Raw genomic sequence first — 10,443 nt, forward strand, 5'->3', positions numbered from 1 at the left:
TGGCTGTCCGGGGGGGCGAGGGCGGGAGCGGTCGTGCGCGGATGCGTAGCTAAAGTCTGACGGCGGCGTGCTTGCGCAGGCGGGGGAGAGTGAGCACGATCCCGCGCAAAATCGCCCGACCCGCTTGCCGGGTCTAGGCCAGAACCAGGCGAAGAGGAACGCGTCCGATGAATGCCACGCATGCAAGCCACTATCGCGAAACCTATGCGCGCTGGCAGGCGGATCCGATCGGCTTCTGGCGCGAGGCGGCAGGCGAGATCGAATGGATCAAGCCRCCGCAGGCGATCTTCGATGCCGAAGCCGGTGTCTATGGACGCTGGTTCCCGGATGYGAGCTGCAATACCTGCTTCAATGCGCTCGACCGGCATGTGCGTGACGGGCGGGGCGAGCAGACGGCGCTGATCTATGACAGCCCCGTCACCGGAACCAAGGCGAGCTACAGCTATCGTGATCTGCTCGGCGAGGTCGCGACGCTTGCGGCTGTCCTGCAGGATCTGGGCGTCGGCAAGGGCGACCGCGTCATCATCTACATGCCGATGATCCCGGAGGCAGCCTTTGCCATGCTGGCCTGCGCCCGGATCGGGGCGGTGCATTCGGTGGTGTTCGGCGGCTTCGCCGCCAAGGAACTGGCGACGCGCATCGATGACGCCAGRCCAAAGGTCATCCTGACCGCGACATGCGGCATCGAGCCGACACGCATCGTCGAATACAAGCCGCTGCTCGACGGCGCGATCGCGCTCGCCGCCCACAAGCCGGAAACCTGCATCGTGCTGCAGCGTCCCCAGGCGGACGCCTCCATGCATGTCACGCGCGACCGGAACTGGCGGGCGCTGGTCGCCTCGGCCAAGGCCGCGGGACGCAAGGCCGATTGCGTCGAGGTCGCCGCCACGGACCCGCTCTATGTGCTCTACACCTCGGGCACGACGGGTCGGCCCAAGGGAGTGGTCCGTGACAACGGCGGCCATATGGTCGCGCTGAAATGGACTATGGAGAACCTCTACGGCGTGAAGCCGGGCGAGGTCTTCTTTACCGCGTCCGATGTCGGATGGGTCGTCGGCCATAGCTATATCGTTTATGGCCCGCTGCTGCATGGCGCGACCTCGGTGCTCTATGAGGGCAAGCCGGTCGGCACGCCTGATCCCGGCGCGTTCTGGCGCGTCATTTCCGAACACAAGGCGGTGGCGATGTTCACCGCACCGACGGCGTTTCGCGCGATCCGCAAGGAGGATCCGCAGGCAACCCATCTCGCACGCTACGACCTGTCGCAGTTCCGCACGCTCTTCCTCGCCGGAGAACGGGCCGATCCCGATACGTTGAAATGGGCCGAGGACGTGCTGAAGGTTCCGGTCATCGACCATTGGTGGCAGACCGAGAGCGGCTCCTGCATGGTCGGCAACCCGGTCGGGCTGGAGCTCCTGCCGGTGAAGCATGGATCGCCGACCGTGCCGCTGCCGGGCTATGACGTGCAGTGCCTCGACGAGACCGGAAAACCCGTATCGGCCGGCACGATGGGGGCGATCGTGGTCAAGCTGCCGCTGCCGCCCGGCGCCTTGCCGACGCTGTGGCAGGACGACGAGCGGTTCCGCCAATCCTATCTCACGGCCTTCCCGGGCTATTACAACACCTCGGATGCCGGCTTCATCGACGAGGACGGCTACGTCTTCATCATGGGCCGCACCGACGATATCATCAACGTCGCCGGCCATCGGCTCTCGACCGGTGGCATGGAGGAGGTGCTTGCCTCGCATCCGGCGGTGGCGGAATGCGCCGTGGTTGGTATCAGGGATGCTCTGAAGGGCGAGCAGCCCTGCGGGTTCGTCGTGCTGAAATCGGGCGTGACGCAAAGCCCGGCCGAGGTCGAGAAGGAGCTGGTTGCGCTGGTGCGCGACAAGATCGGCCCGGTTGCTGCCTTCAAGCTCGCGGTGACCGTGGCACGCCTGCCGAAGACACGCTCCGGCAAGATCCTGCGCGCGACGATGAAGAAGATCGCCGATGGCGAGGAATATGCCGTACCGGCGACGATCGACGATCCTGTCGTGCTCGACGAGATCGGCGAGGTCCTCAAGGCGAGAGGCGTTGGCTAGTCCGAGGGCGAGACAGGATTGCCTGGCTCGCGATGACGCGGCTCAGATCCCGATCGTCGCGCCATTCCAGCGCAGCAGTCGTTCGCCGACATCGAGCGCCATCAGATCCTCGCCAACAATCAGCGGGCCGGCATAACCTGCCGTCCTGATCTCGCGGGCAAGCCGGGAGGTGTCGGCGCCGGGCGGTACCAGATGCGTCAGCGCGAGCATGCCTGCGCCGGCCTGCGTCGCCAGTTTCGCCACCACGGCGGGGGTCATGTGATAGGCCTGTACGGCCGCCACGGTCTCGGCCGAGCGAATACCGGCGACGACAGGCATCTCACTGTCGATGAAGACCTCGCAGACCAGCAGATCGCAATTCTGCGCGGCGCGTTCGAGCGACGGTGTCAGGCGCGTGTCGCCCGAGAAGACAAGGCTGCTGCCTGCCAGCGAAATCGCGAGTCCGAAAGCGGGCTCGACAGGCCGGTGATCAACCAGGAAGGCGTCGATCGCGAGTTCGCCCAGCCCGGAGACGATGCCTTCGCGCAGCTCCTCGAACTGCACATCGAGCCCCGTGGCGTCGGGCCGCTTCTCGAAGGCAATGCGCAAGGCGCGTTCGCGGGCAAAGCCCTCGTATTGCGCGCGCATATTGGCAAGTGCGGGGGCAGGGGCCAGCACACGCCAGGGGCGGGCGCGGCCCTGATGCCAGGATGAGACCACAAGTTGGTAGAAATCGACCAGATGGTCGGAATGCTCATGCGTGACGATGAGCAGGTCGATATCGGTGCCGCGATGGCCGGCGGCGACCAGGCGCTGGCTCACGCCCGAGCCGCAATCGATCAGGATCTTGCGTCCGGCCCCCTGGACGAGATGGGACGGGCCGGCCCGGCGCAGGCTGACCGGCGGCGCGCCCGTGCCGAGAAAGGTGAAGGCAAGATCGGATGCCAAGGCCATTCTCCGCGACAGGCAGGCCGCTCGGTCGTCAGCGACCTCAGATCTCGTCGTCCTCGTCGGCCGGACGCTTGAGCTGCTTCAGCTTGGCGAAGACGGAATCGACGTCGATCGCCGCTTCCTCCTCGCGCTTCGGCTTGCTCATATCAGCGAAAGGCTGGCTCGCATGGACCGGCTCCCGCGCGGTGGTCTCCTCGGCCGGGAGCAAGGTCGAGCCTGCCTCCGCAAGGGCGGCCGGGCGATCCTTGGCCGCACGACCGACCTCGAAGTCGAGATCGATCTGCGAGCTGAGCCCGAGGCTGACCGGGTCGACCGGCGTCAGGGTCTGCGCGTTCCAGTGGGTGCGGTCGCGGATCTGGGCGATGGTCGATTTCGTCGTGCCGATCAGGCGGATGATCTGCGCGTCCTTGAGCTCGGGATGGTTGCGCAGCAGCCAGAGGATCGCGTTCGGGCGGTCCTGGCGCTTGGAAACCGGAGTGTAGCGCGGCCCCTTGGCGCGCTTGATCTCCGGCACCTTCACCTTGCGCTCGGCAAGCCGGAGATGGTGGTTCGGGTTCTTGGCGGCGCGCTCGAGCTCCTCACGGGTGAGCTGACCAGAGGTGATCGGGTCGAGGCCCTTGATGCCGGCGGCGACTTCGCCATCGGCGATGCCGCGAACTTCGAGCGGGTGGAGTTTGCAGAACTCGGCGATCTGCTCGAAGGTCAGCGACGTGTTTTCCACGAGCCAGACCGCAGTGGCTTTCGGCATCAGCGGGGGTTGTGACACGGCATCGTCTCCTGGATCTCGAAGGCCGGCGGCTTACGCCGGATCAGGGTCGCGGACAAAAGCTCTCATGCGCCGACCGGCCTCCTCGGCCGGCCATCCAAATCATCAGCGATGAGCAGGATGCGGGCGTTATATGCAAAGCCATGAAGGCTGTCCAAGAAAAAGCGCGGAAGGCGCCGGTGGCTCAGACAGCCCTATGATCGATGACAGCGCCGGCCGGCAAGGCGAGCACTGATATCGCGGCTGCGGGTCACATCGTCAGGACGATCTTGCCGATATGGGCGTTGCTCTCCATCAGGCGATGCCCGGCCGCGGCCTCTGCCAAGGGGAAGGTCGCATGGATCATGGGTTTGCAGCGGCCCTGGGCCAGCAGGGGCCAGACCTTGGCCTCCAGCTCGGCGGCGATGGCTGCCTTCTCGGCGATGGTGCGCGGGCGCAGTGTCGAGCCGGTATGGGTCAGGCGCTTCATCATCAGCCGACGGAAATCGACCTCCGCCTTGGGGCCGTTCAGAAAGGCGATCTGGACGATCCGGCCGCTCTCGGCCGCTGCCTCGTAATTGCGGGAAATGTAGTCGCCGCCGACCATATCCAGGATCAGGTCGATGCCGTGCCCGCCGGTGGCCTCCTTCGCGGCGCTGACGAAATCCTGCTCCCGGTAGTTGATCGCGACATCGGCACCGAGTTCGCGGCAGGCCGCGCATTTCTCATCCGAGCCCGCGGTTGCGATGACCGTCGCGCCAAAGGCCTTTGCGAGCTGGATCGCCGTGGTGCCGATGCCCGAGCTGCCGCCATGGACCATGAAGCTCTCGCCGCTCTTTAACCGGCCACGCTGGAAGACGTTGGTCCAGACGGTGAAATAGGTCTCGGGAATCGCGGCCGCCTCGATCAGCGACAGCCCGGCGGGGACTGGCAGGGCATTGCTCTCGTGGACGCTTGCATATTGGGCATAGCCGCCGCCGGCGACGAGCCCGCAGACCCGGTCTCCCAACGCGAAGCGGCCGACGCCATCGCCGACCGCCACGACCCTGCCCGCGATCTCGAGGCCGGGGATATCCGAGGCGCCGGGCGGGGGAGCGTAGCCGCCGAGCCGCTGCAGGACATCGGGCCGGTTGATGCCGGCGGCCGCAACTTCGACGAGAACCTCGCCTGCGGCCGGTTTCGGCACGGGCCGTGTTTCAGGACGCAACACGTCAGGGCCGCCGGGGGCCGCAAAGCCGATGGCGGTCATCGTCTCGGGAAGGATTGGCATCACGTCTGGTTGTCCCTCTTTGGTCATGAGGCGTCCGCATCTGACGCCTGCTTCGCAGAGATAGTGGCCTTGCGGCGGCGAGCCGGCTAGTCTCCGCCGTCGCGTTTCGAAAATGAGGCAGCCATGTCGATATTTTCAGAGGATGACCGCCCCGCGCCGCAACCCATTCACCAGATCGGGCAGGATCTTGCGATGCTGTCGCTCGCGGAGATCGATCAACGCATCGAGGCGCTCAAGACCGAGATCGCGCGCCTGATGGAGATCAGGGCCAAAAAGGATGCTTCGCGCTCGGCTGCGGATGCCTTTTTCCGCAAGATAGGCTGAGGCAGGGGCTCGCGGCACGAATAGCTCAGGCTTCGTCGTGCCAGGATTCCATAAGCGCGCATCGACCGGGCCGACTGGCGCGGGACGAGGGCAATCGTCGCCCGATCCTGCCGTTTCCTTGCGCAAATATGCTCGCGCGGCGGCGTTCTTAACCGCTCCTTAACGATTCCAAAGTATGAATCCGATCATCCAGTTTCTCTGGATGTCGAGTGGCTCCTGCCCACTCTGTTTGACGCCTCCCTGTTGACCTTCGAGCCGCCTTCGGGGCGGCTCTTTTTTGGCCTTCATGGCGTGTTAAGGTTAACAACATCTTACCAGAGTCTCGACAATGCAACGGCGCTATTCTTGCCGTTGTGACGGTATCAATCCGTGGCGCGTCCCAGACGCACACGCCTTTGTGCCGATTGGAGACGTCGCGATGACCGATATGACGCTGCTGAAGTCCGGGCCGGATGAAGGCGCACTTTCCTTTGCAAGGGGCTTCGTCAAATCGGACGGCTTCATGCTGCTGTTTCGCGAGGGCATGGCGCTGGTCGAGCTGACGGCGAGCTACCTCGATGGCGACGGCCGCGCCGAGTCGGCGGCACTCCCGCGCGATGTTGCGCTGACCTATGCGACCGAAAGCATGCGCCTGACGACGCGGCTGATGCAGATCGCCTCCTGGCTCCTGGTGCAGCGCGCCGTGGCCGAAGGAGAGATGACCGCAGAGCAGGCTCGGCTGGAGAAGAACAAAGTCAAGATCGCCGAGCCGATGCTGTCGCCGGTGCAGGAAGAGGCGATGCGCCTGCCGCAGAGGCTGCGCGATCTGATTGCCCACTCCATCCGTCTGCAGGACCGCATCCGCCACCTCGAAGGGCTGATGTCCGGTTCAGACGTGTTCGAGGTCACTCCGAACCCCGTCCAGAGCCAGATCCGCAGCCTGCAATCGCGGCTCGCCCTGCTCAACTGAGCCTGATGCGCGGGGCTCGCGACCGCGACCAATCGCCGCCCGACACGCAAAAAGCCCGGCCGCTAGGCCGGGCTTTTGTGTTTGCAGGCTGCGTCGATCGGGGACGATCGACGGCCGAATTACTTCTTGCCGAGCGCGCTGAGRGCGCCGAAGCGCGAATTGAAGCGCGAGACGCGGCCGCCGCGGTCCATCAGCTGCTGGGTGCCGCCGGTCCAGGCCGGGTGGGTCTTCGGGTCGATGTCGAGATTGAGGGTGTCCCCCTCCTTGCCGAGCGTCGAACGCGTGAAGTATTCGGTGCCATCGGTCATGACGACCTTGATGGTGTGGTAGTCGGGATGGATGCCGGTCTTCATGGCGAAATCCTCAATCGTAAGCGGGCACGGTCGATAACCAGGCTAGCTGGCCGGCCCGTCGAACAATTCGTATGAGCCTGTCGTGAAGTCGCCAGCGCAATAGCGCAGGCGAAGCGACAGCGCAAGCATGACAGGACAGTGAAGCGTGGCCGAAGATAACGAAGACCAGAAAAAGACGCGCCCCGATTTCCATTCTCTCTCCTCCTTCTGGCCCTATGCGCTGGCGCAGAAGGGGCGGATCGCGCTGGCCATCCTCGCACTGATCGTCGCCTCGGGCGCGACTCTGGTGCTGCCGCTCGCGGTCCGTCGCGTCATCGATGTCGGGTTCTCCGGCGGCGATCAGGCGCTCGCCCACAATTATTTCATGCTGCTGATCGGGGTCGTCGCCGTGCTGGCACTGGCGAGCTCGGCGCGATTCTATCTGGTGATGACGATCGGCGAGCGCATCGTTTCCRGCCTGCGCGCCGATGTCTTCACCCATCTGACCCGGCTCGAGCCCGCATTCTTCGATTCGAGCCGCGCCGGCGACCTCGTCTCGCGCCTTACGGCGGATACGACGCAGATCAAATCGGCCTTCGGTTCGGCTGCCTCGATCGCATTGCGCAATGGCATCATGTTTCTCGGTGCCCTGGCGCTCATGGTCGTGACGAGCCCCCAGCTTTCGGCCATCGTCATCGCCGCGATCCCGCTGATCGTGCTGCCGCTGGTCTTCTCCGGACGCTCGGTCCGGCGCCGGGCGCGGGCGGCGCAGGATCGTCTGGCCGATGCCTCGGCCTTCGCCTCGGAGGCGGTCGGTGCGATCCGCACCATGCAATCCTTCGGGGCCGAGCGGCAGACGGCCCGGGCCTTCGAGAGTGCCTCGAACGATGCCTATGCGGCCTCGCGCTCCGCGACGCGCTCGCGTGCCATCCTCTCAGGCGTCGCGATCTTCCTGGTCAGCGCCAGCGTGGTCTGCGTGCTCTGGGTCGGCGCGATGGATGTCTTTGCCGGCCGGATGACTGGCGGCAGGCTCTCGCAATTCGTGCTCTACGCGGTGCTGGCTGCGAGTTCGCTCGGACAGCTCTCGGAGGTTTATGGCGAGATTTCGGCCGCCACCGGTGCCGCCGGGCGCCTCGGCGAAATCCTCGCGACCAAACCGGCGATCACCGCTCCTGTGCATCCAAAGCCGATGCCCGAGCCATCGCTCGGTGAACTCGCCTTCGAACGCGTCTCCTTCTCCTATCCTGGGCGGACGGTCCTGGCGCTGCACGAGATGTCCTTCAGCGTCCGCCCGGGCGAGCGCATTGCCCTGGTTGGCCCATCCGGTGCCGGCAAGAGCACGGTGCTGCAGCTTGCGCTGCGCTTCTTTGATCCGGCGGAAGGCCGCATCATGGTCGACGGCGTCGCCGGGACCGACGCCGATCCGGAAGCCTGGCGGCAGCGCTTCGCGCTGGTGCCGCAGGAACCGACCGTGTTCGGTGTCTCGGTGCGGGAAAATATCGCCTATGGCCGCCCCGGTGCGAGCCGCGAGGAGGTCGAGGAAGCCGCCCGCCTGGCCGCAGCCGACGGCTTCATCCGTGCTCTGCCGCAGGGTTACGACACTGTCGTCGGCGAGCGTGGCGTCACGCTCTCGGGCGGCCAGCGCCAGCGTCTGGCGATCGCCCGGGCGGTGCTGAAAGATGCGCCGATCCTGCTGTTGGACGAGGCCACCTCCGCGCTCGATTCGGAAAGCGAACGCGCGGTCCAGGATGCGCTTGACCGGCTGATGCAGGGCCGCACCACGCTGGTGGTCGCCCATAGGCTCGCCACCATCCTTTCTGCCGATCGCATCCTGGTTCTGGACGAGGGCCAGGTGGTGGAGGAGGGCACCCACGCGGAGCTCAAGGCGAGAGGTGGGCTCTATGCCAGGCTGGCTGCCCTGCAATTCGGGCTGGAGGCGGCGTAGCCGAGCGCCCCGGGCGCAATCTGGGCCGATGCCCAGCAATCCCGGTTTTGCGACCCGATGACGGCGGCCACGCCGTCATCGTACCCGGGCTCTTTGCTTTGTCCTCCTGCATGGCGGCGGGAGCTCGCGCCTCAATCGGATCGCCTCAAGGTCGGAGCGCTCCACGCAAGCCGCGTCGCGGGATTCAAGCGAGGCATCGCACGGCACGAGTAGAGGCTCCGTCTTGCGAGGTGAAACGGCTGGCTCTCGGAGATGTCCGGCTGTTCGCGCCGATCAAACGCGTCAGGGAATTGTAACGCCCTTGTCATTCCTGCAGGGCGCGGATTCACTATTCCTGCAGTTCGACAAGACATCGGCTCCGTCTGTGACGCAAATTGCGCAGCAGTTCCGGAACCCGTACGCTCCGCTCGTTGATGGGGTGCACGCCATTCGCGAAGGCGCAAGCGTGAAGCGTTTTCACATCATCCTTGTCGCGTCAGTGCTAGCCCTGGTCGGCGCAGTCCTTCCGATCGCCGTGATGCTCCATATTTCCTGGACGCTTGCCGTCCGCGCCGAGCAGGCCCGGCTGGAGCTGTTTGCCAAGCGGGTGATCGTGCGCGCGGAGACGGCCTTCGCCGGGGCGAGCGAGGCCCTCCGGACCATCGCCGGCACTCCGTATGAGCCTTGCACCGAGGAGCATATTGCCGCGATGCGCAGGCTCGCGATCAACAACCGCTCGATCGACGAGGTTGGGTATTTTCGCGACGGAATCCTGAAATGTACATCCTGGGGTCAGACGGCTGACAGGATTGCCCACTCTCCCGGCGACTACGTGACGGCAGACGGCATCKAGGTCATCGTCAGGATGATGCCGATGGTGAGCGGCGGCGATGCCAGGATGGCGCTGCACCACGGGGACTACAATGTCCTGATCGACCCGGTGCGCCTGGTTGACGTGATCGTCGACCCCGGCATCAAGATCGCCGTCGGCAACGAACAGGGCGTGCTGATCGGTGCCCTGAACGATCCAGATCCCGGGGTGCTGCGCGAGCTGCTCGCCAATCCGCGCACGGGCATGGATGATCACAACATCTTTGCAGCAGCCCGCGCTCAAGGCTGGGTCGCAGTGGCGGCCCAGTCGCGCGAGAGCCTGTTGAGGCCCCTCCGGCGGGAACGAATGCTGCTTCTGCCGGTCGGGGCCTTCATCGCGGCCTTCATCGTCGGCATCATCATCTGGCTGTCCCGAAAGCGCCTGTCTCCGTTGGGGGAGTTGACGATCGCGGTGCGCAACCGCGAATTCATCGTGCATTATCAGCCGATCATCGAGCTCGAGACCGGCATCTGCGTCGGTGCCGAGGCCCTCGTGCGTTGGCGGCGCCCCGATGGCTCCCTGGTGCAGCCGGATCTCTTTGTTCCGCTTRCGGAAGAAAGCGGGCTGATCATGCCGATCACCGATCAGATCATCGACGTGGTGATCCTCGATATGAAGGCGCTGCTGGTGACCGACCGGTCCTTGCACATCGCGGTCAATCTCTGTGCGGACGATATCAAGACCGGGCGGATTCTGTCGTTCATCCAGACCGCGCTCGCGCCGACGGGCATAAGGCCGCAGCAGATCTGGCTCGAGGCGACCGAGCGCGGCTTCATCGATATCAATCCGGCGCGGGAGACGATCATTCAGGCCCGCAAGCTCGGTCATTCCGTGGCGATCGACGATTTCGGGACGGGTTATTCGAGCCTGCAATATCTGCAGGGCCTGCCGCTGGACGCCCTCAAGATCGACAAATCCTTCATCGACACGATCGGCCGGAACACGGCGACCAGTTCGGTGACCTCTCACATCATCGACATGGCCAAGACGCTGAACCTGTTCATCGTCGCAGAA

Annotated in this window: 9 protein-coding genes; 5 read left to right on the top strand and 4 right to left on the bottom strand. The window is 65.1% G+C overall.

The window, feature by feature from the left end; all coding sequences use genetic code 11:
* Positions 1-167: 167 nt before the first annotated feature.
* The gene (locus AC1DRP_RS30830; protein ID WP_476770480.1) at positions 168-2,084 is read left to right on the top strand and encodes a propionyl-CoA synthetase; all 1,917 of its coding nucleotides are present in this window, start codon (positions 168-170) and stop codon (positions 2,082-2,084) included.
* Between the two features lie 42 nt (positions 2,085-2,126).
* Here the strand turns inward: AC1DRP_RS30830 and AC1DRP_RS30835 are convergent, their stop codons facing one another.
* From AC1DRP_RS30835 to AC1DRP_RS30845, 3 genes are all read right to left on the bottom strand, one after another.
* Complete coding sequence (locus AC1DRP_RS30835; protein ID WP_441506987.1) at positions 2,127-3,011, bottom strand: MBL fold metallo-hydrolase; 885 nt, start codon at positions 3,009-3,011, stop codon at positions 2,127-2,129.
* Positions 3,012-3,054: 43 nt separating this feature from the next.
* Positions 3,055-3,780, bottom strand: coding sequence for a DUF1013 domain-containing protein (locus AC1DRP_RS30840; protein WP_441488192.1), 726 nt, complete (start codon positions 3,778-3,780; stop codon positions 3,055-3,057).
* 250 nt (positions 3,781-4,030) lie between these two features.
* The gene (locus AC1DRP_RS30845) at positions 4,031-5,032 is read right to left on the bottom strand and encodes an NAD(P)H-quinone oxidoreductase (protein ID WP_441506988.1); all 1,002 of its coding nucleotides are present in this window, start codon (positions 5,030-5,032) and stop codon (positions 4,031-4,033) included.
* A 120-nt stretch (positions 5,033-5,152) separates the two neighbouring features.
* Here AC1DRP_RS30845 and AC1DRP_RS30850 point away from each other — a divergent pair, with 120 nt between their 5' ends.
* A complete protein-coding gene (locus AC1DRP_RS30850; RefSeq protein WP_069879389.1) occupies positions 5,153-5,353 on the top strand; it encodes a DUF1192 domain-containing protein in 201 nt (66 codons plus the stop codon).
* Between the two features lie 418 nt (positions 5,354-5,771).
* Entirely contained in the window at positions 5,772-6,302 is a 531-nt protein-coding gene (rcdA, locus tag AC1DRP_RS30855; RefSeq protein WP_113513280.1) for a protease adaptor protein RcdA, read from the top strand.
* A gap of 119 nt (positions 6,303-6,421) precedes the next feature.
* Here the strand turns inward: rcdA and rpmE are convergent, their stop codons facing one another.
* On the bottom strand, positions 6,422-6,655 hold the full coding sequence (rpmE, locus tag AC1DRP_RS30860) for a 50S ribosomal protein L31 (RefSeq protein WP_043238453.1): 234 nt from the start codon (positions 6,653-6,655) through the stop codon (positions 6,422-6,424).
* A gap of 145 nt (positions 6,656-6,800) precedes the next feature.
* On the opposite strand from rpmE, the gene AC1DRP_RS30865 reads away from it, so the two are divergent.
* Positions 6,801-8,579 (top strand): ABC transporter transmembrane domain-containing protein, encoded by a 1,779-nt coding sequence (locus AC1DRP_RS30865; protein ID WP_476770481.1) that lies wholly within the window; start codon positions 6,801-6,803, stop codon positions 8,577-8,579.
* Between the two features lie 445 nt (positions 8,580-9,024).
* On the top strand, positions 9,025-10,443 hold a 1,419-nt coding region (locus AC1DRP_RS30870), incomplete at its 3' end, for an EAL domain-containing protein (RefSeq protein ID WP_476770482.1).

The organism is Allobosea sp. 01N443, assembly GCF_056399325.1.